The organism is Cohnella sp. 56, assembly GCF_037963805.1.
Classification (GTDB): Bacteria; Bacillota; Bacilli; order Paenibacillales; family Paenibacillaceae; genus Cohnella.
On sequence record NZ_JAZDQE010000002.1, the window covers coordinates 454,021 to 479,655 of the forward strand.

Sequence of the window (25,635 nt, forward strand, 5' to 3'; positions counted from 1 at the left end):
CCGGCGCGTCGGGGCGGGCTTTTCTGCCGTGCAAGCGCGGGTGGGCGCATCGTTACTTGACCGTTGTGGCACCACCGCCGCCGGATAAGAATACGGCACATCGTTATTTCGCCGAAATGGTGCCATCGCAGCCGGATAAGAATGCGGCACATCGTTATTTCGCCGAAATGGTGCCATCGCAGCCGGATAAGAATGCGGCACATCGCTATTTCGCCGGAATGGTGCCATCGCAGCGGGATAAGAATGCGGCACATCGTTATTTCGCCGAAATGGCACCACCGCAGTCGGATAAGAATGCGACACGTCGTTATTTCGCCGAAATGGTGCCATCGCGGCCGGATAAGAATACGGCACATCGTTATTTCGCCGGAACGGTGCCATCGCCGTCGGATAAGAATGCGGCACATCGTTATTTCGCCGAAATGGCGCCACCACCACCGGATAAGAATACGACGCATCGTTATTTCGCCGGAATAGTACCATCGTAGCCTGATAAGAATGCGGCACATCGTTATTTCGCCGGAACGTTGCCACCGCAGCCGGATAAGAATACGGCACATCGTTATTTCGCCGGAATAGTACCATCGTAGCCGGATAAGAATGCGGCACATCGTTATTTCGCCGGAACGTTGCCATCGCAGCCGGATAAGAATACGGCACATCGTTAATTCGCCGAAATGGTGCCATCGTAGCCGGATAAGAATACGGCACATCGTTATTTCGCCGAAACGGTGCCATCGCAGCGGGATAAGAATGGGGCACATCGTTATTTCGCCGAACGTGACGCTCTCGCGACTGCCGTTATCGAACATCCGATCGATCCATCCCAAGATAATTTCTCATTTTGTCCATCTGCGTCTATCAAATTGTCCATTGTCCGCGACTGCGGCATAGGGTAGACTGAGTTCGACTTATATGAGAATGATTATCATTCATAACAAAAGGGATCGATCTCGTTATGCCGAAGAAAATGCCAGTCATTCTATTAGGAATCAGCCTGCTGCTCGGCTCTGCCTTATCAGCATGCGGCAGCGGCGGCAATGACGGCGCGAGCGGGGCTGGTTCGTCGCATGCCAGCTCGTCGCATGCCAGCTCGCCGCATGCCAGCTCGCCGCATGCCAGCTCGCCGCATGCCAGCTCGCCGCATGCCAGCTCGCCGCATGCCAGCTCGCCGCATGCCAGCTCGCCGCATGCCAGCTCGCCGCATGCCAGCTCGCCGCAAGCTTCGCCTTCTCCATCCGCATCATCTCCTTCCGCTTTGGCATCGGATGCGTCTTCGAATGCGGGGACGCGGGTTTATACGGATGCGGTGAACCGCCAGGTCGAGATTCCCGTCCACCCGCAGAAGCTGGTCGCGCATTACTTTGCCCCCGAGATGATCGCGCTCGGCCAGCCGATGATCGGCACCAATTATATTAATGCGAAGCTGTCTCTGTCGGAGGAACAGCTGGCGGGCATCGCGGACGTGGGCGGAGCGGACCTCGTGCCGAATGCCGAGAAGCTCATCGCGCTGGCGCCCGATCTGATTATCGTCCCTGACTTTGTCGAGCCCGGCGACCTGGAGCAGCTGTCCAAGATTGCGCCGACCGTCGCCGTCGCCTACGGCAGCGACGAGTTCACCCGCCTGCGGACGCTCGGCGAGCTGGTCGGCCGCGCGGACGCGGCAGACGCCTGGATCGCCGCATACGAGGACAAGGCCGCGCAAACCCGGGAAAAGCTGAAGGGCAAAGTAAACGAAGGAGAGACCGCGACGGCATTTATATTGTACGGCGACAAAAAGCTGTACGTATACGGCCCGGCCAGGGTCGGCGTGACGTTGTACGACTCGCTCGGCTTCTCGATGCCGAAAAGCGTCGAGGCTTCGTTCGCAGGCGGCTCCGAGCTGTGGAAGGAAATCTCGATCGAAAAGCTGCCCGACTATGCGGGCGACCGAATCCTGCTCGTCGAGTCCGCAGGCAGCGAAGATACGCTTAAGGCGCTCAAGGACAGCCCGGTCTGGGCGACGCTGCCGGCAGTCAAGGCCGAGCACGCATATGTCGTGCCTGGGCGCTGGGGGCTGAACGACCCGCTCACGCTGGACTGGCAGCTGGACGAAGCGGTCAAGCTGTTCACGCCTTGAGCGAAGCGTCGAATACGGCAGACAGACGGCGGACAGACGGCGCCGCGCCTGTTATAATGATTGATAATAATTATCAATTAAAATGGAGTGCGGACTATGTCATTCGTCATTCATACGGGCAGCAGCGCCCGTCCTGCGCCGGCCGCCATACTCTTGCACATCGGCGAGACGGGCGTCGCCGGGCAGTCCGCGCTCGCTGCTTCGCCTGTCGTCAGGCTGCTGGCGATCGTCAGCGGCAGCGGCCGCTATACCGCCGCCGGGGAGGCCGGGATGTTGTCGGCGGGAGACGGCCTGCTCGTGCCTCCCGGGTCGGAAGTCGAGCTTAGCGCTGCGGAAGAGAGCGGGCTGCGCGGCTACGAGCTGCATTTTGAGATTGCGGCGGGGGCTGGCGGCGAGTGTTGGCCGGGACCGCGGGCGGTCGCCAAGGCTGGAGTCGGAGCGGGCGCCTGCACGGAACTGGGCCGCGCATTGACCGGCTGGCGATCTCCGGACCCGCTCGACCGCATGCAGGCCGGCGTCGCGTGCCAGCAGTTGCTGCTGGATGCGCTGCGGGCCTGCATGCGCGGGACGGACAGCCGCAGCAGTGACGCCTTGCGGTTCGCATTGGCCGCGCTGGATCGATCCTTCCGGGAGCCGGTCGACCTGGATGCGCTGGCCGCAGACACCGGGCTCAGCCGCTGGCAGTTCGGCGCCAGATTCAAGGCGCTGACCGGCCGCAGTCCTTCGGCGTATCTAGCTGATCTGCGCATCAGCCACGCCAAGCGGCTCATGCTGGAGACGCGGCTGCGCGTCAGAGATATCGCGCAGCGGTCCGGCTACAGGGACGAATACTACTTCAGCCGCGCGTTCAAGCGCGCGACCGGCGCCGCACCGAGCGAGTACCGGAGGCGGACGGGGGCTTACCCCCGCATATGCGTCATTCAGTATACGGGCGAACTGCTGGCGCTCGGCGTCAAGCCGGTCGCCTCCAGTCCCGAGGTGCTGCCGTTGTTCGGAGAAGCGGCGCACGGGGTTGAAGCGATGCCCATCCCGCTCGAACCGCAGCATCTGTCGCGTCTTCGCCCCGATCTGATCATGTTCCCAAGCTATTTGAGTTCGTCGCAGACCGCGGGGCTCGGCAGCGTCGCTCCGGCATTCGAATTCGCCTGGGACGACGACATGTACACCCGCCTGCGGTGCATGGGAGACCTGCTCGGCAGGCGGGAAGCCGCCGAACGCTGGATCGCCGGCTACGAGGCCAAGGCCAGGGAGACGCGGCTCAGGCTAGGGGCTGCGGCTGGAGGCGGGCGTACGGCGACCGCATTCGTCTATCATCATGGCGGCCTCTATGTGTACCTGGACCGGCACTTCGGCCATACGCTATACCGGGCGCTCGGCTACGACGCGCCCGAGCCGGTCCGCGCTTTGATCGAACGGGCCAAGCCCGCGAATTGGGTGCGCATCGCGCTGGAGGACATGCCCCGCTACGCGGGAGACCTCGTCTGCCTCGCGCTGCCGGATGCCCCCGGCATGCCGGAGGAGGCATCGGGCCGGTACATCGTCCGGACGGCCCATTGGACCGGGCTGAAGGCGTTCAGGGAAGGCCGGGCGTATGTAGTGAACGATACGTGGGGCAACTACAACCCGATCACGCTGGAGGGACATCTGGCCGAGATGGAGCGGCTGCTGGTGCGGGAGGCGACCTGAATGTCTCCGCCCGTATGCCCGCGATCGGTCCGACATGCGGAATAGTACAAACTAGTTTGCGATTCCTGTATGCGCAGGGAAGAACCGTTGCGGTATGATTATGGAAACGGACGAACGGTCCGCCAGGATATTCATACAGGAGGGTTCATCCCTATGCAATTTACGAAAATGCACGGCCTCGGCAACGACTTCATCGTGGTGCACGGCGAGCAGGCGCTGCCCGCGGACGCGGCGGACCGCGCAGTCAAGCTCTGCAACCGCTACTTCGGCATCGGCGCCGACGGCCTCGTCTACATCCTGCCGTCGGAGCGCGCGGACTTCAAGATGCGCATCATCAACTCGGACGGCTCGGAAGCCGAGCAATGCGGCAACGCGATCCGCTGCGTCGCGAAGTACGTATACGACAACGGTCTGATCGAACGGTCGGAGATTACGATCGAGACGCTGGGCGCGGGCGTGCAGCCCGTCCAGCTGGAGGTCGAGGACGGGCGCGTTCGCCGCGTGCGCGTCGATATGGGCGAGCCGATCCTGAACGGTCTCGACGTGCCGACGACGATCGACGCCAATCCCGTCATGGCGCAATCGGTCACGGTGGACGGACGCGAGTTCAAGTTTACCGCCGTCTCGATGGGCAATCCGCACGCGGTCATCTACGTGGACGACGCGGTCGGCTTCGACCTGGCGGTCTGGGGGCCGAAGCTCGAGACGCATGCGCTGTTCCCGCGGAAAATTAACGTCGAATTTGCGACAGTGAATTCGGGCGAGCAAGTGGACATGCGCGTATGGGAGCGGGGCGCGGGCCCGACGCTAGCCTGCGGCACCGGTGCCTGCGCGACGCTCGTCTCCTCCGTGCTGAACGGGCTGACCGGCCGCGCGGCGACGATCTCGCTAGCCGGCGGCGACCTGTTCATCGAGTGGAGCGAGGACAACAACCGCGTCTACATGACCGGACCGGCCGAAGCGGTCTATACCGGCACGGTCTGACGCCGCCCCCGGCGACCCGGCGATCGGCCGCAGCGTGCGGCCGCAGCGTACGCCGCAGCCGCACGCTGAACGCAATTGCCAGAACCCGGACGCGTCCGGGTTCTTCTTCTTTGTATCGGTCTCGGGGCATTTAGGAGACGCCGGGCATTTCCGCGAGGGGCGAAGTGTGCTACATTATATAGAACGAACTTGCGTCATTCATTCCATTCCATGCCATAGATAGGATGAGAGGCCTCTTGAAACCGGATTTGCGCACAGCGCTGACCCAGCGTACGCTCGTAGGGGACGGAGCGATGGGTACCTATTTGTACCAGCTCGGATTCCCGATCGGCGTCGCGTTCGAAGAATACAATCTGATCAAGCCCGATACGATCGAGGAGGTCCACCGGCGCTATATTGCGGCCGGCGCGGACGTCCTGGAGACGAATACGTTCGCGGCGCAGCACGGCAACCTGGCGCGATTCGGGCTGGAGCGGCAGACTGCGGACATCAACGCCGCAGGCGTCGCGCTGGCGAGGCGGGCCGCGGGCGAATCCGCCTACGTGCTCGGCACGGTCGGGGCGATCCGGGCCGGCCAGCGCAAAAACGCGCGCACGGCCGAGATCACCCGCGACTACGAAGAGCAGATCGGCGCGCTCATCGGCGCCGGCGCGGACGGCATTCTGCTCGAGACGTTTTTTGAGCTGGAGGAGCTGTCGATCGCCCTGCGCATCGCACGCCGACTCGGCGATCTGCCTGTCATCTGTCAGTTTGCGGTGGACGATCCCGCGGTCACCCGCGACGGCGTGCCGATGGGCGAGGCGTTCAAGCGGCTGAAGGACGAGGGTGCGGATGTCGTCGGCTTCAACTGCCGCAGCGGACCGAACGGCATCCTGCGCGCGGTCCTGAACATCCCGCTCGATCTGGGCCTGCCTCTCAGTGCGTTCCCGAATGCGGGCCTGCCCGATTACGAGGACGGCAAAGTCGTGTACTCCGCGTCGCCGGCGTACTTCGGCGAGAATGCCAGGAAGTTCGCGGACAACGGCGTCCGCCTCTTCGGCGGCTGCTGCGGGACGACGCCGGAGCATGTTCGGGCGATCGCGGAGGCGCTGCGGGGCTACACGCCTGCGCCGGCCGCCTCGGATCGTCCGGCGACGTCGGCCGACGCGTCCGACGCGATGCCCCGCCCGCGTGTTCCGGGGACTGGCGGTCGCGGCGACGCAGAGGCGAATATCGTCGATCTCGTCCGCCAGCGCCACACGGTTATCGTTGAGCTCGATCCGCCCAAGGATCTGGACATCGGCCGCTTCATGGCAGGTGCGGAGGCGCTGAAGGAAGCGCAGGCCGACGCCCTGACGATGGCGGACAACTCGCTGGCGGTCACGCGCATGAGCAACATGGCGCTCGGCGCGCTCGTGCAGGAGCGGGTCGGCATCCGTCCGCTCGTGCATATCGCCTGCCGCGACCGCAATCTCATCGGCACGCAGTCGCATATGATGGGATTCGACGCGCTCGGCATCGACCATGTCCTCGCCGTGACGGGCGATCCGGCCAAGTACGGCGATCTGCCCAGCTCGAGCTCGGTGTACGACCTGACCTCGTTCGAGATCATCAAGATGATCAAGCAGCTCAACGAGGGCGTCGCCTTCTCCGGCCGCGCGCTCAAGCAGAAGGCGAAGTTCGTCATCGGTGCGGCGTTCAACCCGAACGTCAAGCATCTGGACAAAGCCGTGCAGCGGCTGGAGAAAAAGGTGGCGGCCGGCGCGGACTACATCATGACCCAGCCGGTGTACGACGCGGAGCTGATCGAGCGCATCGCGGAGTCGACCAAGCATCTGGGCGTACCGATCTTCCTCGGCATCTTCCCGCTTGCGAACGGGCGCAACGCCGAATACCTGCACAACGAGGTGCCGGGCATTCAGCTGTCCGACGCGGTCCGCGAGCGGATGCACGGTCTCGAGGGGGCGGAGGGGCGCGCCGAAGGCATCGCCATCGCCAAGGAACTGCTCGACACGGCGATGAAGCATTTCAACGGCATTTACCTGATGACGCCGTTCCTTCACTACGAGATGACGGTCGAATTGACGCGATATGTCAAAGAGCGCAGCGGAATTCATGCCAACAATTGTGGCTGCGCCTCTTGTCCGACTACCGATTATCAAGTAAAATGATTCAATATGGCCTGCCGCAGACCGATCTGAGCATCATACCGGGTGCGGACAAGGCCAAGCGTATTCCATCGATCGCGGTATGCGGGAGCGCCGGTTGGGCAACAATGGTGCCAGACCGACGCATGACGCCGCTGCCAGCGAGACATGGATCGGAGGGAATAGTGGCATGGCGATCAAGCTGATCAATATCGGATTCGGCAACATCGTATCGGCGAACCGGATCATTTCCATCGTGAGTCCGGAGTCCGCGCCGATCAAGCGGATCATCCAAGAAGCGCGCGACCGGCATATGCTGATCGACGCGACGTACGGCCGCCGCACGCGCGCCGTTATCATTACGGACAGCGATCACGTCATCCTGTCCGCGGTCCAGCCGGAGACGGTGGCACATCGCCTGTCCACCAAAGACGACGAACATGACGAATGAATCGGGGAAGTCCATGAACAGAGGATTGCTGATCGTATTGTCCGGCCCCTCCGGCGTCGGCAAGGGCACGGTATGCGCCGCGCTGCGCCGCAAGCTGCCGGAGCTGACGTATTCGGTGTCGGCTACGACCCGCGCTCCGCGGGCTGGAGAGATCGACGGGGTCAACTATTTTTTCAGGACGCGCGAACAGTTCAACGACATGATCGAGCGCGACGCGCTGCTCGAGTATGCCGAGTATGTCGGCAACTACTACGGCACGCCGCGCGACTTCGTGGAGAAGACGCTCTCCGAGGGCAAGGACATCATTTTGGAGATCGAGGTGCAGGGCGCCGTCAAGGTGCGGGAGAAGTTCCCCGAGGGCATCCTCGTCTTCCTGCTGCCGCCGTCGCTGCGTGAGCTGAAGGACCGGCTCATCGGCCGGGGGACCGAGTCGCAGGCGACGATCGATCACCGACTGTCCGTTGCCGTTCAGGAGATGAACTTGCTGGAGCATTACGACTACGCGGTCGTCAACGACGAGATCGATACGGCGTGCCGCCGCATCGAGAGCATCATGATTGCCGAGCATTGCAAGCGCGAGCGGTTCCTGCACGAGCTGTTCGTGGAGCTTGCGAGCCTGCGCGAGACGCAGAACATACCGGAGAGGTGATTACATGCTATACCCATCGATTGACGAGCTTGTCCGCAAGGTGGACAGCAAATACACATTGGTCGTCGCGGCGTCCAAGCGCGCGCGTTCGCTGCGCGAAGGCCAGACGACCAAGCTGCACGCGCCGAAGTCCCACAAGGTAGTAGGCGTCGCGCTAGAGGAGATTTTTAAGGACTACATTACAGTCGAGGCGATCTCCGAAGAGGAAGCGGCCGAAGGCCAAGGCGAAGAATAAGCATAAACCGGCTGCAAACAACCCTTCGAGGTTGTTTTTTTTTCAGAAATATCGGAAAAGGAGCGTGTCATCATGAATCATTCGCTGTCGGGAAAAACGATCGTGCTCGGCATCACGGGCGGGATTGCGGCATACAAGGCGGCGACGCTGTGCAGCCGTCTCGTCGGGCTCGGCGCGAGCGTCCGCGTCATCATGACGGAGGGCGCGACGAAGTTCATCGCCCCGCTGACGCTGCAGACGCTGTCGCGCCATCCGGTCGCGACCGACGTATTCGACGAGCGGGACGCGGCCATCGTGCAGCATATCGACTGGGCGGACGCCGCCGATCTCGTCGTCGTCGCGCCGGCGACGGCGAACAGCATCGCCAAGCTGGCGCACGGCATCGCCGACGACATGCTGAGCACGACGCTGCTCGCGACGACGGCGCCGGTGCTGATCGCGCCCGCGATGAATGTGCATATGCTGGCGCATCCGGCCGTGCAGGACAATCTCGATACGCTGGCGCGCCGCGGCGTCCGGTTCGTCGAGTCCGGCACCGGTCAGCTCGCCTGCGGCTATGTCGGCAAGGGCCGCCTGGCGGAGCCGGACGAGATCGTCGAGGTCGTGACCGAGCTGCTGGTCGGGCCGAAGCCGCTCGCCGGCAAGCGCGTGCTCATCACGGCCGGCGGCACGATGGAGCGGCTCGATCCCGTGCGCTACATTACCAACGACTCGTCAGGCAAGATGGGGTTCGCGCTCGCCGAGGAGGCTCGCGCGCTGGGCGCCGAGGTGACGGTCGTCTGGGCCCGCACGGAGCTGGCGCCTCCGCCGGGCGCGGAGGTCATCCGCGTCGAGTCTGCGCAGGAGATGTACGATGCCGTCATGGCGCAGCTGCCCGGCATGGATGTCGTCATCAAGACGGCGGCCGTCGCGGATTACCGCCCCGTACAGCGGGAGAAGGTCAAGATGAAAAAAGGGCCGGACAAGCTGACCCTGGAGCTGGTGCGCAATCCGGACATTTTGCAGGCGATCGGCGATTGGAAGCACGAAGGCGGCGGTGCCGCTACGAATAAGCCTTATGTCATCGGCTTCGCGGCGGAGACCGGAGACGTGGAGCGCTACGCGCTGGACAAGCTGCGGCGCAAGCGCTGCGATCTGATCGCGGCCAACGACGTGTCCGCGCCGGGCGCGGGCTTCGGCACCGACACGAACGTCGTGAGCCTGTACGGCGCCGAAGGACTCGTCGAATCGCTGCCGCTGCAATCCAAGCGCGAGGTCGCGGGCCGCATCTGGCGGATCGCACTCGCGCGGGCGCCGGGGCTGCGCGGCGGCGAGCGGGGCGGAGGAGGCGACGGCGGATGAGCGTCAGCGTCGCCAGAGTCAGCGTCGACGTGCCGAGCCGCGATACGGACCGGCCGTTCGACTACGCCGTGCCGGCGCATCTCGAAGGCTGGGTCGAGGTCGGCAGCCGCGTTGCCGTGCCCTTCGGCGGCCGCACGCTGCAGGGCATCGTACTCGCGCTGCCCGAGGATTCCGAGGTGGACCGCCGGCGGCTGAAGCCGATCGCGGACGTGCTCGACGCCATGCCGCCCTTGTCCCCGGAGCTCGTGGAGCTGGGAGCCTGGATGAGCAAGCGCTGGCTGTGCCCGCTCACGGTTGCGCTGCAGGCGATGCTGCCCGCCGCGCTCAAGGGCAAGACAGAAAAGTATATATCAATGGCGCCGGAGGCCGAATGGTCGCCGGTCGACCGCTTCGAGCAGCCGGAGCTGCTGGAGGCGCTGGAGCGGCATGGCGCGCTCAAGCTGTCTCAGCTGCTGCAGCAGCATCCGGAGCGCGTCGCGGCCGTGAAGCGGTGGCTGGCGGAAGGCAAGCTGGAGGAGCGCCAGCAGGTTGAGGACCGCCTGTCGGTCAAGACGGTGCTGACGGTCGTCCCGCCCTCCGAGGCCGAGCTCCGGAGCGCGCTGCTCGCGCTGCCGAACCGGGCGGCCAAGCAGCGCGACGTGCTGGCGTATCTGCTGGCGAACCGCGAGCCGATCGCCCAGCAGGCGCTGGCGGACGCGGCCGGCACGACGACTGCGGTCATCCGCAGCCTGGCCGACAAAGGTCTGCTGAGTATCGAGGCGGTCGCCGTGCAGCGCGATCCATATGCCGGACGCAGCTTCGCGCCTTCCGAGCCGCTCACGCTCACGCCTGCGCAGCAGCAGGCGTTCGCGCCGATCGCGGACGCCGTCGACCGCGAGGCGCACCGGGTATTCCTGCTGCACGGGGTGACGGGCAGCGGCAAGACGGAGCTGTACCTGCAGGCGATCGACAAGGCGCTGCGCCAGGGACGCGAGGCGATCGTGCTCGTGCCCGAGATCGCGCTCACGCCGCAGATGGTCGAGCGGTTCAAGAGCCGGTTCGGCGCGCAGGTGGCGGTGCTGCACAGCCGCTTGTCGAACGGCGAGCGCTACGACGAGTGGCGCAAGATCCGCGAGGGCCGCGCGACGGTTGCGGTCGGCGCGCGCTCCGCGATTTTTGCTCCTTTTGGCCGGCTGGGCCTCATTATTATCGACGAGGAGCACGAGACGACCTACAAGCAGGAGGAAAGCCCGAAGTATCACGCGCGGGACGTCGCCGTCCGGCGCGGGCAGTATCACGGGGCGGCCGTCGTGCTCGGCTCGGCGACGCCGTCGCTCGAGACGTACGGCGCCGCGCTCGACATCGCGCCCGGCATCGGGGGACGCGACGAGGAGGTGACGCCCGTCTATGTGCCGCTGCACGAGCGGGTGGCGGACCGTCCGCTGCCGCGCGTCAGCATCGTCGACATGCGCGAGGAGCTGCGGCTCGGCAACCGGGCGATGTTCAGCCGTTCGCTCGCGGAGGCGCTGCGCCTGCGGCTCGAACGAGGCGAGCAGACCGTGCTGCTGCTCAACCGCCGCGGCTATGCCACGTTCGTCATGTGCCGGTCCTGCGGCTTCACGGCCGCCTGCCCGCACTGCGACATCGCGCTGACCTATCACCGCGGCTCGCGCAATTTGCGCTGCCACTACTGCGGCTATTCGGAGCGGGAGCCGGAGGCTTGTCCTTCCTGCGCGAGCCCGCATATCCGTTTTTTCGGCACCGGCACGCAGAAGGTGGAGGAGGCGCTGGCGTCGACCTTCCCCGGCATCCGCGTCATTCGGATGGACGTCGATACGACGACGGAAAAAGGTTCGCACGAGCGCTGGCTGACCGAATTCCGCGAGCGCCGGGCGGATGTGCTGCTCGGCACGCAGATGGTCGCGAAGGGGCTGGACTTTCCGTATGTGACGCTGGTCGGCGTGCTGGCGGCGGACGCGGCGCTGCGGCTGCCGGACTTCCGGGCGGCGGAGCGGACGTTCCAACTGCTCACGCAGGTCGCGGGCCGCGCCGGACGGCATGAGCTGCCCGGTGAGGTTATCATCCAAACTTACGAGCCCGAGCATGAATCGATCGCTTCCGTGGAGCGGCACGATCACCGCGGATTCTCGCATCAGGAGCTCCGCCATCGGCGCGCGCTCGGTTATCCGCCGTACGGCCGCCTCCTGACGCTCACGCTGACGCACGAGCAGGTGCCGCTGCTGCTGTCCATAGGGCAGACGTTCGCTGCGAAGATGCGGCAGCGGGCGACGGCGGCGGGCATACCGACGGACGGCCGTCCGGGAGCCGGCGGCTTGGCTGTCGAGGTACTCGGTCCCGTGCCTTCTCCGATCTCGCGGCTGAAGGATCGCTACCGTTTCCAATGTATGATAAAATATTTGGGGAATCCCGACGTGCCCGGCTGGACGGCCGAGGTATTGGGGGAACTGCAGGAGGGCGCCAAGCGCCACGGCGTGCAGCTCGCGGTGGACGTCGATCCGCAGATGATGCTCTAGCACGCATGATGAACGGTATTTTTTATAAGATATAGATTGAAAGGTGGGGGATGGCGATGGCGATTCGAATGATCGTGAAGCATCCTGATGACGTGCTGCGCGAGAGAGCGCAGGAAGTGACGAAGTTCAACGCCAATCTGCACAAGCTGCTCGACGATATGGCGGATACGATGTACGACGCCGACGGGGTCGGCCTGGCCGCGCCGCAGGTGGGCATCTCCAAGCGAGTGATCGTGGTGGATGCCGACGAGGAGCATGGCCTGATCGAGCTCGTCAATCCGGAGGTCGTATCGACGGAGGGCGAGCAGTTCGGACCGGAGGGCTGCCTCAGCATCCCGGGGCTTCAAGGCGATGTTCGCCGTCCGCTCAAGGTCAAGGTGAAGGGCCAGGACCGCGACGGCAAGCCGGTCGAATACGAAGGCACGGAGCTGCTCGCCAGAGCGTTCCTGCATGAGATCGATCATCTGAACGGGGTCCTGTTCATCGATCTGGCCGAATCGATCTACGAGCGCCGTGCGCCCGAAGCAGAGGGCGAAGCGGAAGGCGAGGCTTAAGCGATGGTGCGGATCGTATTCATGGGCACGCCCGACTTCGCGGTGCCGTCGCTCGCAGCGCTGCTCGCGCGGGATGACGTGCAGGTCGTCGGCGTCGTCTCCCAGCCGGACCGGCCGAAGGGCAGGAAGCGCGAGCTGACGCCGCCGCCGGTCAAGGCGTTCGCGCTGGAGCGCGGTCTGCCGGTGCTGCAGCCGGAGCGCATGCGGGCGCCGGAGGCGGTCGAGGCGGTGCGCGAGCTGGCGCCGGAGCTGATCGTGACGGCGGCGTACGGGCAGATTCTGCCCAAGGCGCTGCTGGACATCCCGCGTCTGGGCTGCGTGAACGTGCACGGCTCGCTGCTGCCGCGCTACCGGGGCGGCGCGCCGATCCAGCGCTCTGTCATCGACGGGGAAAAGAAGACGGGCGTGACGCTGATGTTCATGGCGGAGGGCCTCGACACGGGCGACATGATCGCCCGCGTCGAGCTGCCGATTACGGATGCGGACACGTCGGGCTCGATGTTCGACAAGCTAAGCGCCGCAGGTGCCGAGCTGCTGGTTCAGTGGCTGCCGCGCCTGATCGCGGGCGATGCGCCGCGAGAGCCCCAGGACGATGCGCTGGTGACCTATGCGCCGAACCTGACGCGCGACGACGAGCGGCTCGACTTCGCCGCCGGCTCGCGCCAGCTGTTCGATCGCGTGCGGGGCCTGTCTCCGATGGCGGGCGCGTTCACGCTGCTCGGCGGCGAGGTGTTCAAGGTGTGGGGCATCGCCGTTCCGACCGAGGCCGACGCGAAGCTGAAACCGGATTGGCAGGCAGCGGCGCCGGGCACGGTGCTCGACAGCGGCGCCTTCGGCATCCGCGTGCGCTCCGGCGACGGCAGCGTCGTGCTGACAGAGGTGCAGCCGGCGGGCAAGAAGCGGCTGTCTGCGGCGGATTACGCCAGAGGAGCCAGACTGGCTCCGGGAACGACGCTCGGTTAACCGGCGTCGTTTTTTTTGCGTAGAGAGGCCATTGTCTATCAACCCCGATCGCTCCGCCTAAGCGCCTCGCATCCGCCTAGTGTAGATGCAGATGCACACTTTGTCCGCTCAAGCGTCTCGCACCCGCCAACTGTAGACATAGGTGCGCACTTTGCCTGCTCAAGCGCCTCGCATCCGCCAAGTATGGACATAGATGCACATTTTGTCCGTTCTAGCGCCTCGTATTTTCCATTCTATAGATGTAGATCCACACGCTGATCGCTGACGACATGCGCTCGTCCAAAATAAGTTGGATGTTTATTTGCTTGAATGCAATAATATGGATATTTATATGAACCTTCATCAACTTTGTGCTATATTTGAATGCGTGAAATGAGAGCAGCGCAAGCGGGCATGCTAGAAATAGCTATGTTCAAAGCCGGCTCAGGGGAGCTCCGGTCTGGAGCGAATAATAATGAGGTGCAAAAATGAGTCAACCTATAAATCCGGATCGATCGAAAAAGATTCCGGAGTCCGAATCGGGGCGCGGCAAGGCGGACGGCTCGGGCGCTCGGCGGCCGGGCGATCGCGCAAGGGCATCGGGCCCGAGGCAGCAAGCCGGTGCCGGCGGCAAGCAAGGGGCGGCGCCCGCAGCCGCACGTTCGGGTCGGCGAGAAGGTCAGCCTCCCGGACATAAATCGAATCGGCGTCCGGGGCAGGCGCCAGGCCGTCAGGCCGCCGTGGCGCCCAAGCCTCCCGCCGCCCGCAAGCCGCAGACTGCGCGCGAGGTCGCGCTTCGCGTGCTCGTCCGCGTCGAGGAGCAGGGCGCGTTCAGCGGACTGGAGCTGAATCGCGTGCTGACCGAAGCCGGGCTGTCCCGGCAGGATGCGGGGCTCGCGACCGAACTCGTCTACGGCACGATTCAGCGCCGGCTGACGATCGATCATGTGCTGGCGCCCCGCGTCAAGGGCTGGCCGAACAAGCTCGAGCCCTGGGTGCGCGGCCTGCTGCGCATGAGCTATTACCAGCTGCGCTGGCTCGATCGCGTCCCGGCGCACGCCGTCACGGACGAGGCCGTGCGCATCGCCAAGAAGCGCGGCCACGGCGGCATCGCCGGCCTCGTCAACGGCACGCTGCGCGCCCTGCTGCGCGACGGCGTGGAGCCGCCGCTGCCGCCGGGCCTGCCGGCGGCCGAGCGGCTCTCGCTCGCCCACAGCTATCCGCTGTGGCTGGCCGAGCGATGGGTCGCCGCCTACGGCGAAGCCGGCGCCGAGGCGCTCATGGCGGCGGGCAACGAGCCGCCGCACATGTCCGTGCGCGCGAACCGGCTGCGCGGCTCGCGCGACGCGCTGCTCGCGGAGCTCGCCGACGCGGGCGTCTACGCCGAGCCGTCGAAGCTGTCGCCCGACGGCATCGTGGCCGCGCGCGCCGGCAGTCTCGCGCAGACGCCATGGCATGCGTCCGGCCGCCTGTCGGTGCAGGACGAGAGCTCGATGCTCGTGGCCGCCGTCTGCGATCCGCAGCCCGGCATGAACGTGCTGGACTGCTGCGCGGCGCCCGGCGGCAAGGCCGCCCATCTGGCGGAGCGGATGGCGGGCGAAGGCCGGGTGACGGCGAACGACGTGCACCCGCACAAGGAAGCGCTCATTCGGGAGCAGGCGGAGCGGCTCGGCCTGACCAACATCGTCACGACCGTGTCGGACGCGCTCGCGCTGCCGGAGCGGCTGGCTCCGGCTTCGATGGACGTCGTGCTCCTCGATGCGCCATGCTCCGGGCTGGGCGTCATCAAGCGCAAGCCGGAGATCAAATGGAACAAGTCGGAGGACGACATCGCGAGTCTGGCGAAGCTGCAGCGCGGGCTGCTCGACTCGGCTGCCCGCATGGTCAAACTCGGCGGCAGGCTCGTCTACAGCACCTGCACGATTGCGCCGGAAGAGAACGAGGGAGCCGTTCGGGACTTTCTGAGCAAGCACCCGGAGTTCAGCCTCGACCCGGCTTGGCCGGAAGAGACGCTCGCCCCGCTGCGGGAAGCGGGCATCGCGGGCGAACACTTCGCAGGCATGGTCCAGCTGCTGCCGCAGCACTTCGGCAGCGACGGCTTCTTCATCGCGCGGCTCGCGCGGACGAAGTGACGCGCCCGCGGCATGCCGATCCCGCCGCAATTCACGGCAGCTTAGCCGCCTGCAATTCGCGCAGGCTTCATCTGCAGCCTTCTACTGCGACGGCGGCGTTTATGGTAAAATAGAGCGAATGGTGGTGACGATCCTTGATCGGATTAAAAAATAAAGATTACGTTCCCGCAGACGGGAAACCTTTTATTTATGATTATACGCTGGAGCAGCTGCAAGATTGGGTGAAGGCTGCGGGCGAGCCGGCGTTCCGCGCCGGTCAGATTTACGACTGGCTGTACGTCAAGCGGGTGAGCACGTTCGAGGAGATGACGAATCTGCCGAAGGCGCTGCGCGACAAGCTGGCGGATGCCTTCAACTTCGTCACGCTGACCGAGATCACGAAGCTCCAGTCCAAGGACGGGACGGTCAAGTTCCTGTTCGGCCTCGCGGACAACCACGCGATCGAGACGGTCATCATGCGGCACAACTACGGCAACAGCGTGTGCGTGACGACGCAGGTCGGCTGCCGGATCGGCTGCACGTTCTGCGCGTCGACGCTGGGGGGGCTCAAGCGCAACCTGACGGCCGGCGAGATCATCGCGCAGGTCGTCAAGGCGCAGCAGCTGCTCGATCCGGAGAGCGAACGCGTGTCGAGCATCGTCATCATGGGCTCGGGCGAGCCGTTCGAGAACTATGAGCCGACGATGACGTTCCTGCGGACGATGACGCATCCGAAGGGGCTCAACATCGGCCAGCGGCACATCACGGTGTCGACGAGCGGGATCGTGCCGAACATCTTGCGGTTTGCGGACGAGAACACGCAGATCAACCTCGCCATCTCGATCCACGCGCCCAATGACGAGCTGCGCTCGAAGCTGATGCCGGTCAACAGACGCTATCCTTTCGAGGAAGTGATGAACGCCTGCAAGTATTATATCGAAAAGACGGGGCGCCGCATCACGTTCGAATATGCGCTGATCGGCAGCGTCAACGACCGTCCGGAGCATGCGGAGCAGCTGGCCGAGGTGCTGCAGGGCATGCTGTGCCACGTGAACCTGATTCCCGTCAACTATGTGCCCGAGCGCGATTACGTGCGCACGCCGCGGGACGACATCTTCGAGTTCCATCGCATCCTAGAGCGCAGGAACATCAATGCGACCATCCGCAGGGAGCAGGGGCACGACATCGCGGCGGCATGCGGCCAGCTGCGGGCGAAGCATATGGAGAAGCAGGCGAGGTGACGGGTTTGAAGACGGCATTGCGTAGTCATATCGGACGAGTCAGACAGTTGAACGAAGACCGGGCCTGGATCGGCGTCACGCCAGGCGGCCTCACGGCCGCCGCGGTCGCGGACGGCATGGGCGGACACAATGCGGGGGACGTCGCGAGCACATTGGCGATCGACAGTCTCGCAAGGTCGCTCTCCGCCTGGGAGGAAGCCCTCTCGGGACCGGAGGCCGAGGACAGGCTGAAGGCGATCGTGCTGGCGGCGAACGCTGCCGTCTTCGAGGCCGCCGCGAATCATGCGCAATATCATAACATGGGCACGACAGTCGTCGTCGCCCTGCTGGACGAGCGGGAGGGGCTGATCGGCCATATCGGCGACAGCCGCGCCTATCGGGTCCGGGGCGGCGCCATCGAGCAGCTGACCGAGGATCATACGCTCGTCAACGAGCTGACCCGCTCGGGCCAGCTCAGCCGGGAGGAGGCCGCCCACCACCCCCGGCGCAACGTACTTACGCGGGCGCTCGGCACGGATGCGGACGTGTCCGTCGATCTGCAGCGCATCGACATGCTGGCGGGCGATCGTCTCCTGATCTGCAGCGACGGCCTCAGCGCATTGGTTGAAAAGGAACTTATACTCGATACGATGGATACCGAAGGCGTCACGCTGGAGCAGCGGGCCGAACGGCTGATCGCCCTGGCGCTCACCGCCGGCGGCGACGACAATGTGACGGTGGCGCTGATCGAATGCGAAGCGGAAGCCGGGACGCGGGATGGAGGGACAGCATGAGCTCGATCGGACATTTGCTGGGCGGCAGATATGAGCTGCTCAGCCGCGTAGGCGGCGGGGGCATGGCGCTCGTCTACAAAGCCCGCGATATATTGCTGAATCGCTTCGTCGCGGTCAAGGTGCTGCGCCAGCAGTTCATGCACGACGACGAGTTCGTGCGCCGCTTCCGCCGGGAGGCCCAGTCGGCCGCGGCGCTGTCTCATCCGAACATCGTCAGCATCTATGACGTCGGGCAAGAGGACGATACGCATTATATCGTCATGGAATACGTCGACGGGGCGAACCTGAACGAGATCATCCGCGATCGCGCGCCGCTGCCGGTGAACGAATCCGTCCGCATCGCGTCGCAGATCTGCGACGCGCTCGATCATGCGCATCACAGCCAGATCATTCACCGCGACATCAAGCCGCACAACATTCTGATCGGCACGAACGGGCGGGTGAAGGTGACGGACTTCGGCATCGCCCGCGCCGCCACGTCTTCGACGATCACGCAGACGGGCTCGGTCGTCGGCTCGGTGCACTACTTCTCCCCGGAGCATGCCAAGGGCGTGGCCACCGGCGAGAAGTCGGACATCTATTCGCTCGGCATCGTGCTCTACCAGATGCTCACCGGCCGGCTGCCGTTCCTCGGGGAGAGCCCGATCAGCGTCGCGCTCAAGCATCTGCAGGAGCCGTTCGAGGATCCGAAGCTCGTCAATCCCTCGATCCCGCAGAGCGTGGAGAACGTGATCCTGCGGGCGATGCGCAAAAATGCGAACGAGCGGTACGCCTCCGCGCAGGATATGCTCGACGATCTGGCGACCTGCCTGCAGCCGCAGCGGCTGAACGAGCCGAGAGTGCGCTTCCCGAGCGATGCCGACGAGGAGGAGCAGACCCGGGTCATCCCCGCGATCCGGCCCGAGATGCGTTCTTCGGCCGAGGAGACGCTCGCCGGCAAGGGCGGCGCCAGGGGCCAACCGCAGGCCCGAGACGGCGAGCGCTGGGAAGGCGCCGCCGACAAGCCGCGCAAGCGCAAGAAATGGGTGCTGCCGACCGTGTTCGGCGTGATCGCCGCCATCCTGATCGGCGTTCTGATCTGGGCCATCATCGCGCTGCGCGGCTCGATCGCCTCGCCGGACGTGCAGGTGCCGACCGTCGTCGGGCATACGCTCGCCGAAGCGACCGATATGCTGGAGAAGGCGGGGCTCAAGGTCGCCGATCCGGTCATGTACGAGCCGAGCCAGGAAGTCGAAAAGGACTACGTCATCCGCCAGAACAAGCAGGATATGCCGGTCAAGAGCGGCTCGCTGATCACGCTGACGGTCAGTCTGGGCAAGGAGCTGCCGACGCTCGACGACTACACCGGCAAGCTGTATGAAGATGCCGTCGAGGCGCTCAAAGCGCAGGGCGCGCAAAAAGTCGAGAAAAACGAGCAATTCGATGCGCAGGTGCCCGCCGGCACGGTCATCAGCCAGACGCCGGCTGCCGGCGGCACGTACGATCCCGAGAACGATACGATCACGCTGAACGTCAGCAAAGGTCCCGAATCGTTCCCGATGCCGAACCTGATCGGCATGTCGCTGTCCGAGGCGCGCGCCGAGCTGACCAAGAGCAATCTGGCGCTGCCGAACGACAAAGTGCTGCAGGAGCCGAGCTTCACGACCAAGGGCAAGGTGTTCAAGCAGTTCCCGGCCGAGCAGAACGAACTCGTGACGCCGGGCACCGAGGTGACGATCTGGATCAGCAGCGGCTATCCGGCCGACGCCAAGCAGAAACCTTACAACGTCACGGTATCTCCTGCAAAGGAAGGCCAGACCAGTACGATCCTGATCAAGCTGTCCGACGCGCGGGGCGAGAGCGATTGGGGCACGAAGAAAATCAAGACGACGCAGACGTTCCCGGTCACGCTCGTGCTGTCGCCGGACAAGGAAGGCCAAATCACGGTGTACAGGGACGAACAATTCCTGGTTAACATCCCGGTACCGTACGCGGACGTGGAACCGACGCCGACGCCTACACCGTCCGAGGAGGCGACCCCGACGCCGACGCCTACACCGACCGATACGGCGGCAGGCGGGACGATCGACGACGATGGTGCCGGCTATTCGGGCGACCCGGCCGGCGCAGGCAACGAGAACACATCTGTGGGATTTAACAACGGCAACGGCAATGGCAATGGCAACGGGAACGGCAATGGGAACGGTAAAGCAAAGGAAAAGGGCGCGACTAGCCGATGAAAAAAAACGGCAAAAGCGAAGCGAACACGCATGCGCAGCAGCGCCATGGCATCATCGTCAAGGCGCTCAGCGGCTACTATTACGTACGCGACGACGAGCGGGATCTGACGCTGCAATGCCGCGCGCGGGGCATCTTCAAGAAGCGGGGCGAATCCCCGCTCGTCGGAGACAGGGTGATGTACGAGGAGACGGAAAACGGAGAGGGCGCGGTCAACGGAATTTTGCCGCGGACCTCCGAGTTGATCCGGCCTCCCGTCGCCAACGCGGACCAGGCGGTACTCGTTTTTTCCGTCATCCGTCCCGAACTGAATCTGCAGCTGCTCGACAAGTTTCTCGTGCATATCGAGCATGCCGGCATGGATGCGCTCATCGTGCTGACGAAGCTCGACGCGGCAGAACGCTCAGACAACGCCGAGCGCATCGGACGCGATGTCGAGAACGCACGCAGAATATACGAAGCCATCGGGTATCCGGTGCTTGCCGTCAGCGCCCGCCGGGGCGATGGACTGGACGCACTCCGGGCGCAGCTCGCGGGGCATGTCAACGTGTTCTCCGGCCAATCGGGCGTCGGCAAGTCCTCGCTGCTCAACGCGCTCGTGCCGGGTCTTCGGATGGAGACGAACGAGATCAGCGAAAAGCTGGGCCGAGGCAAGCACACGACGCGCCATGTCGAGCTCGTGGAGCTGCCGGGAAGCGGCTTTGTCGCGGATACGCCGGGCTTCAGCCAGCTCGATTTTCAGGAGCTCGGGGTCGAGGAGGTCGGCGCGTGCTTCCGCGAATTCCGGGAGCTGTCGCCCGGCTGCAAGTTCCGGGGCTGCACGCACATTCACGAGCCCGGCTGCGCCGTGCTCGCCGCGCTGGCGGAGGGCGGCATCGCAGAGAGCCGGTACGCGCACTACAAACAATTTATGATCGAGTGGAAAGAAAAAGCGCGGAGGTACTAAAGCATGGCGATCATCGCACCATCTATATTGTCGGCCGACTTCGCTCGGCTCGGGGAAGAAGTCCGCGGCATAGAAGCCGCCGGCGCGGACTGGATACACATCGACATCATGGACGGCCAGTACGTCCCCAACCTGACCTTCGGGCCGCCGGTTGTGGCTGCGATCCGCTCCTATACGGAGCTGACATTCGACGCCCATCTGATGGTGAACACGCCCGACCGGCTGCTCTCCGACGTGGCCGCGGCCGGTGCGGACCGGATCACGGTTCATGCCGAAGCGTGCACGCACCTGCACCGCACCGTGCACGCCATCCGCGAGCTCGGCAAGGGAGCGGGGGTCGCGCTTAATCCGCATACGCCATTGTCCGTGCTCGACTATGTGCTGGACGACGTCGATCTGATCCTGATCATGACCGTCAATCCCGGCTTCGGCGGGCAATCGTTCATCTCCGCGATGCTGCCCAAGATCAAGCGGCTCCGGGAGACGCTCGTCGCCCGCGGACGCGGCCACGTCCATATTCAGGTGGACGGGGGCATCAACGCCGACACCTCCAAGCTCGTGCGGGAAGCGGGCGCGGACGTGCTCGTCGCAGGCAACTATGTGTTCGGCCACGCGGATCGCCGCGCGGCAATCTCTACGCTCAGGGACTGACCTTCGGTCGGTCCCTTTCTGCTGCCTGCTGGAATAGGACAACTCCGCGCGCGCATACACATCTATCAACAGCGCGCGCCTTCGGGTGTTGCGCCGCCCCATGCAAGGCCCGTAGGGCCGCGGGCAACGCATCGGACCGGAGGAGGGGTGGGAACGATGAAGTTTTACACCATCAAGCTGCCGAAGTTTTTGGGTGGATTCGTCAAAGCGATCCTGAATACGTTTCAGAAAAGCTGATGCCTTCCGCAAGGAGGCTCCCGCGGCCTGGCAGGGCCCGCATGCCGCCCCCGGAACAGATCGATCCGGGGCGCCGCGGCACGGGAAGAACGCGGCCCGGCAGGGAGGGCACAAGCGAATTATGAGTCGGCGGCATGCTTCTTCAAGGTGTACTCGGGGGATTCATTCGCCGCTGCTCCTCAAATAACGCCGATTCCAAAAGCAGAGCACAACAAAAAGCACCTGGAGAGTCCAGGTGCTTTTGCCATGGGCTGCGTGTCCGCCGGAGCGAACGGGCAGTTAATTATACGCGAGTGACTTTGCCGGACTTCAGGGCGCGAGTGCTGACGTATACGCGCTTCGGCTTGCCGTTCACCAGAATGCGAACCTTCTGCACGTTGACTCCCCAAGAGCGTTTGTTATGATTGTTGGCGTGGGACACGTTGTTGCCGGAACCCGGCTTCTTACCCGTGATATAACATTTGCGAGCCATGTAAATCCACCTCCCTGACAAGACCTTGCACACACTTTTCCTATCATAACACAGGCCCCCTCGGCTTGCAATGTAATACCCTGACTTCAAACGGAATCTTTTTTATAGTACAATGGGAAAAGGTTCACCCATGAAGCCGTCTACAGAGGCGGCGTTCCAGAACCGTTAAAGGAGCGTGTGGCCATGCCTATGCAGCTATCGACGGAAAACGGCAAAATCGACGTTGCCGATCAAGTCATCGCCGTCATCGCGGGCTCGGCGGCGCTCGACTGCTACGGTCTCGTCGGTATGGCTTCCAGGAAGCAATTGAAAGACGGGATCGCCGAGCTGCTCGGCCGCGAGAATCTCGCGCGGGGCGTCGAAGTGCGTCGCGAAGGGGAGGAGCTCCATCTGGATCTGTACGTGATCGTCAGCTACGGCACGAAGATCTCGGAGGTCGCCCACAATATCCAATCCAAAGTAAAGTACGTGCTGGAGGAAGTCGTCGGGCTTGCCGTGGACCGTCTGAACATTTTCGTTCAGGGCGTGCGCGTCATTCGCTAGGCGCAGACCGGATCGTAACCACATGCGCGGCATCCGATCTCACCTGACTGGCCGGGCTCTCCTGGCGGAGAGGCCGGCGCCGGGTCTTCGAAAAGGGGAATTTCATTGACTACGAGGCTTTTGAACGGAACGGATTGGGCGGCCATGGTGCTGGCCGGCGCAGAGCGGCTCTCGCAGCAGGCGGAGCTGATCAACGCGCTGAACGTATTTCCCGTCCCCGACGGAGATACGGGCACCAATATGAACTTAACGATGACGGCCGGCGTGGCCGAATTAAAAAATAAACCTTCGTCCGAGGTCGGCCGTGCCGCCGAGGTGCTGTCGAAGGGACTTCTCATGGGCGCGCGGGGCAATTCGGGCGTCATCTTGTCGCAGCTGTTTCGCGGCTTCTCCCGTGCGGTCGCCGGGCAGCAGGAGATCAATGTGCCCACTTTTGCATCTGCCCTGAGACAAGGAGTTGACACCGCTTACAAGGCGGTCGTCAAGCCGGTGGAGGGTACGATTCTGACCGTGGCGAGAGAGGCCGCGAGGCATGGCGAGTCGATCGCGAGGCGGACGGAGGATATCGTCGAGTGGATGACCGAGGTGCACGACAAGGCCGCCGAGACGCTCGCCCGTACGCCGGATATGCTGCCGGTGCTGAAGCAGGTCGGCGTCGTGGATTCGGGCGGTCAAGGGCTGGTTTTCATTTATGAAGGCTTCGTCCACTATTTGCGGCAGCAGGCGGGTTCGACCGGCGCAGAGGCGGCAGAATCGGCGTACGCAAGCGGCTGGGCGCCTTATGCGCCGCTCCCGTCGTCCGCGGCCGTCCCAGGCCCCGTGCCGACCGTTCAAGCTTCCTCGGCCCAATCCAGAATCGCCACCGAGTCGATTCAGTTTCCCTATGACATGGAGTTTTTCATCCGCCTGCGGGGACGCACGTCCTTTGCCGAAGCAACCTTCCGCAAGGCGCTCGAGCGGGACGGCGACTCGATCATCCTGATCGTCGACGAAGACATCGTGAAGGTTCACGTGCATTCCCGCCGTCCGGGCGACGTGCTGAATGCCGCGCTCGTCTACGGGGAGCTGACGAACTTTCACATCTTGAACATGCGCGACCAGCACCGCGACCTGCTGCATGGAGACGGCGGGGTGCCGGGGGGAGCCGCCGCGCATGAGTCGGCGGACCCGATGGGACTTGAAGCCGCGTCCGGCATACCGGATATGCCGGAGCTCCGGGCGGCCGAGGCAGCCGTCCAAGCCTCCGAACCGGCGCATCCGCTCGCGTTCGAGATGGCCGACTTCGGCGTCGTCGCCGTCAGCGTAGGGGCGGGCAACGACGAGCTGTTCCGCAGCCTCGGCGCCGATGCCATCATCTCGGGCGGACAGAGCATGAATCCGAGCACGGAGGATCTCGTCCAGGCGATCTCCTCGCTTGCGGCGGACCATATCTTCGTCCTGCCGAACAATGCCAACATCTTGTTGGCCGCGAAGCAGGCGCAGGAGCTGGCCGAGCGGCCGGTGACGGTCATTCCGACGCGCAGCATTCCGCAGGGACTGGCCGCGATGCTCGCTTTTCAGGAGGATCAGACGGCGGACGTGAACGAGGATCGCATGCTGCGGGCGATCGACCGCGTGCTGACGGGCTCCGTCACCCGGGCGGTCCGCGACACGGTCATGGACGGGGTCGATATTCGCGGCGGCGAATATATCGGCATTATGGACAAACAGATCGTCGCATCGGAGACGACCGTATCGGCCGCCTCGCAGCGGCTGCTGGAGCGGATGCTCGCGAGCGGCGACGAGACCGTGATGCTGCTGTCCGGAGAGGGTGCGGCGGACGACGATACGGCAGGGCTGCTCGCCTGGCTGCAGGAGGCTTATCCGGACGCCGAGGTGGAGCAGCATGAAGGCGGACAGAATCTGTATCCCTACTTGATCATGGTCGAAAAGTCGGATTAGAGGCGGGAGAGAGGTCTATGCGCAAGGTAGCGTTGGTGACGGACAGCACGGCGGACATTCCGGCGGCGACGAGGGAGCGGCTCGGCATCGAGATGGTGCCGCTCCAGGTTATATTCGGCGAAGAGAGCTACTTGGACAACGTGACGCTTATGCCCGCCCAGTTTTACGAAAAGCTGCGGGGCGCAAGCAGCCTCCCGTCGACCTCGCAGCCGTCTCCCGCGCAGTTCCTCGAAGTGTACGAGCGGCTGATCGCGGAGGGCAACTCGGTCGTGTCGGTCCATCTCTCCTCGGCGATGAGCGGCACCTACCAGTCGGCGACGATCGCAAGGTCCATGCTGGACGACGAGAGTCTGGTCACGGTAATCGATTCCCGGTCGGCTTCGTACGGGTACGGCTCGCTCGTCGTATCCGCCGCCGAGCTGGCGGCACGGGGCGCCTCCCAGGAGGAGGTCGCGGCGGAGGTGCTGCGGCTGCGCCGGGAGATGCGACTGTATTTCCTCGTAAATACGCTTGAATATTTGCAGAAGGGCGGCCGGATCGGCAAGGCGGCCGCGATCTTCGGCACGCTGCTGAATATCAAGCCGATCCTGACGATCGGCGACGACGGCGTCATCTTCCCGATCGACAAGGTTCGGGGACAGAAGCGCGCCATCGCGCGGATCGTCGAGCTGCTCGAATCCGACTTCGGGTCCGGCGCCGCCATCGATCTGGCGGTCGTCGATACGCCCGGGGATGTCGAGGCGGCGGACGATCTGGTGGCGGCGCTTCGCGCGCGATTCGACGTCAAGGGCTTCCACCGTTCGGAGATCGGCTCGGTGATCGGCGCGCATGCCGGTCCCGGGACGGCAGGTTTGTTTGTATTTCCCGCCGGCACCGGCAAGATCGTCTAGCGGATGCTTGCCG

At 64.3% G+C, this 25,635-nt stretch carries 24 protein-coding genes; 22 read left to right on the plus strand and 2 right to left on the minus strand.

The features are described from left to right. Positions 1-56 precede the first annotated feature (56 nt). Positions 57-488: a hypothetical protein gene (locus tag VQ071_RS04965; RefSeq protein WP_340512753.1), complete on the plus strand. Its 432-nt coding sequence runs from the start codon at positions 57-59 to the stop codon at positions 486-488. Between the two features lie 504 nt (positions 489-992). Here VQ071_RS04965 and VQ071_RS04970 read toward each other — a convergent pair. Next, positions 993-1,265 (minus strand): hypothetical protein, encoded by a 273-nt coding sequence (locus VQ071_RS04970; RefSeq protein ID WP_340512754.1) that lies wholly within the window; start codon positions 1,263-1,265, stop codon positions 993-995. Positions 1,266-1,309: 44 nt separating this feature from the next. Here VQ071_RS04970 and VQ071_RS04975 point away from each other — a divergent pair, with 44 nt between their 5' ends. The 18 genes from VQ071_RS04975 to spoVM all read left to right on the plus strand — a co-directional run bounded on the left by VQ071_RS04975 (position 1,310) and on the right by spoVM (position 21,776). Continuing rightward, on the plus strand, positions 1,310-2,119 hold the full coding sequence (locus tag VQ071_RS04975) for an ABC transporter substrate-binding protein (protein WP_340512755.1): 810 nt from the start codon (positions 1,310-1,312) through the stop codon (positions 2,117-2,119). A 96-nt stretch (positions 2,120-2,215) separates the two neighbouring features. Continuing rightward, complete coding sequence (locus VQ071_RS04980; protein ID WP_340512756.1) at positions 2,216-3,805, plus strand: AraC family transcriptional regulator; 1,590 nt, start codon at positions 2,216-2,218, stop codon at positions 3,803-3,805. 153 nt (positions 3,806-3,958) lie between these two features. After that, positions 3,959-4,789, plus strand: coding sequence for a diaminopimelate epimerase (dapF, locus tag VQ071_RS04985; protein WP_340512757.1), 831 nt, complete (start codon positions 3,959-3,961; stop codon positions 4,787-4,789). Positions 4,790-5,025: 236 nt separating this feature from the next. Next, positions 5,026-6,939, plus strand: coding sequence for a bifunctional homocysteine S-methyltransferase/methylenetetrahydrofolate reductase (locus VQ071_RS04990; protein WP_340512758.1), 1,914 nt, complete (start codon positions 5,026-5,028; stop codon positions 6,937-6,939). A 166-nt stretch (positions 6,940-7,105) separates the two neighbouring features. Then, positions 7,106-7,366 carry an extracellular matrix/biofilm regulator RemA gene (gene remA / locus VQ071_RS04995; protein ID WP_027084220.1) on the plus strand — a complete coding sequence of 87 codons (261 nt, stop codon included), beginning with the start codon at positions 7,106-7,108 and terminating at the stop codon, positions 7,364-7,366. Between the two features lie 13 nt (positions 7,367-7,379). Then, positions 7,380-8,015, plus strand: coding sequence for a guanylate kinase (gene gmk / locus VQ071_RS05000; protein WP_340512760.1), 636 nt, complete (start codon positions 7,380-7,382; stop codon positions 8,013-8,015). Between the two features lie 4 nt (positions 8,016-8,019). Further along, positions 8,020-8,250 (plus strand): DNA-directed RNA polymerase subunit omega, encoded by a 231-nt coding sequence (gene rpoZ, locus VQ071_RS05005; protein WP_340512761.1) that lies wholly within the window; start codon positions 8,020-8,022, stop codon positions 8,248-8,250. A 72-nt stretch (positions 8,251-8,322) separates the two neighbouring features. After that, positions 8,323-9,591 (plus strand): bifunctional phosphopantothenoylcysteine decarboxylase/phosphopantothenate--cysteine ligase CoaBC, encoded by a 1,269-nt coding sequence (gene coaBC, locus VQ071_RS05010; RefSeq protein ID WP_340512762.1) that lies wholly within the window; start codon positions 8,323-8,325, stop codon positions 9,589-9,591. Next, entirely contained in the window at positions 9,588-12,104 is a 2,517-nt protein-coding gene (priA, locus tag VQ071_RS05015; RefSeq protein ID WP_340512763.1) for a primosomal protein N', read from the plus strand. The genes coaBC and priA overlap by 4 nt, the downstream gene beginning before the upstream one ends. A gap of 56 nt (positions 12,105-12,160) precedes the next feature. After that, a complete protein-coding gene (def, locus tag VQ071_RS05020) occupies positions 12,161-12,658 on the plus strand; it encodes a peptide deformylase (protein WP_340512764.1) in 498 nt (165 codons plus the stop codon). A 6-nt stretch (positions 12,659-12,664) separates the two neighbouring features. After that, positions 12,665-13,621 carry a methionyl-tRNA formyltransferase gene (fmt, locus tag VQ071_RS05025; protein ID WP_340512924.1) on the plus strand — a complete coding sequence of 319 codons (957 nt, stop codon included), beginning with the start codon at positions 12,665-12,667 and terminating at the stop codon, positions 13,619-13,621. A 467-nt stretch (positions 13,622-14,088) separates the two neighbouring features. After that, positions 14,089-15,732, plus strand: a complete 1,644-nt coding sequence (gene rsmB / locus VQ071_RS05030; protein ID WP_340512765.1) for a 16S rRNA (cytosine(967)-C(5))-methyltransferase RsmB — start codon at positions 14,089-14,091, stop codon at positions 15,730-15,732. A 134-nt stretch (positions 15,733-15,866) separates the two neighbouring features. Beyond that, complete coding sequence (gene rlmN, locus VQ071_RS05035) at positions 15,867-16,952, plus strand: 23S rRNA (adenine(2503)-C(2))-methyltransferase RlmN (protein WP_340512766.1); 1,086 nt, start codon at positions 15,867-15,869, stop codon at positions 16,950-16,952. Positions 16,953-16,957: 5 nt separating this feature from the next. Next, positions 16,958-17,725: a Stp1/IreP family PP2C-type Ser/Thr phosphatase gene (locus VQ071_RS05040; RefSeq protein WP_340512767.1), complete on the plus strand. Its 768-nt coding sequence runs from the start codon at positions 16,958-16,960 to the stop codon at positions 17,723-17,725. Continuing rightward, positions 17,722-19,944 carry a Stk1 family PASTA domain-containing Ser/Thr kinase gene (gene pknB / locus VQ071_RS05045; protein WP_340512768.1) on the plus strand — a complete coding sequence of 741 codons (2,223 nt, stop codon included), beginning with the start codon at positions 17,722-17,724 and terminating at the stop codon, positions 19,942-19,944. Before VQ071_RS05040 ends, pknB begins: the two co-directional genes overlap by 4 nt. Then, the gene (gene rsgA, locus VQ071_RS05050) at positions 19,941-20,888 is read left to right on the plus strand and encodes a ribosome small subunit-dependent GTPase A (RefSeq protein WP_340512769.1); all 948 of its coding nucleotides are present in this window, start codon (positions 19,941-19,943) and stop codon (positions 20,886-20,888) included. Before pknB ends, rsgA begins: the two co-directional genes overlap by 4 nt. A gap of 3 nt (positions 20,889-20,891) precedes the next feature. Beyond that, positions 20,892-21,539 carry a ribulose-phosphate 3-epimerase gene (gene rpe, locus VQ071_RS05055; RefSeq protein ID WP_340512770.1) on the plus strand — a complete coding sequence of 216 codons (648 nt, stop codon included), beginning with the start codon at positions 20,892-20,894 and terminating at the stop codon, positions 21,537-21,539. Positions 21,540-21,695: 156 nt separating this feature from the next. Further along, complete coding sequence (gene spoVM, locus VQ071_RS05060) at positions 21,696-21,776, plus strand: stage V sporulation protein SpoVM (RefSeq protein WP_040711006.1); 81 nt, start codon at positions 21,696-21,698, stop codon at positions 21,774-21,776. Positions 21,777-22,059: 283 nt separating this feature from the next. Here the strand turns inward: spoVM and rpmB are convergent, their stop codons facing one another. Then, entirely contained in the window at positions 22,060-22,248 is a 189-nt protein-coding gene (gene rpmB, locus VQ071_RS05065; protein WP_271749469.1) for a 50S ribosomal protein L28, read from the minus strand. A 183-nt stretch (positions 22,249-22,431) separates the two neighbouring features. Between rpmB and VQ071_RS05070 the strand changes: the two genes are divergently transcribed. From VQ071_RS05070 to VQ071_RS05080, 3 genes are all read left to right on the plus strand, one after another. Next, positions 22,432-22,791, plus strand: a complete 360-nt coding sequence (locus tag VQ071_RS05070) for an Asp23/Gls24 family envelope stress response protein (protein WP_340512771.1) — start codon at positions 22,432-22,434, stop codon at positions 22,789-22,791. A gap of 105 nt (positions 22,792-22,896) precedes the next feature. After that, the gene (locus tag VQ071_RS05075) at positions 22,897-24,732 is read left to right on the plus strand and encodes a DAK2 domain-containing protein (RefSeq protein ID WP_340512772.1); all 1,836 of its coding nucleotides are present in this window, start codon (positions 22,897-22,899) and stop codon (positions 24,730-24,732) included. Between the two features lie 17 nt (positions 24,733-24,749). Continuing rightward, positions 24,750-25,622 carry a DegV family protein gene (locus VQ071_RS05080; RefSeq protein ID WP_340512773.1) on the plus strand — a complete coding sequence of 291 codons (873 nt, stop codon included), beginning with the start codon at positions 24,750-24,752 and terminating at the stop codon, positions 25,620-25,622. Positions 25,623-25,635: the final 13 nt, after the last annotated feature.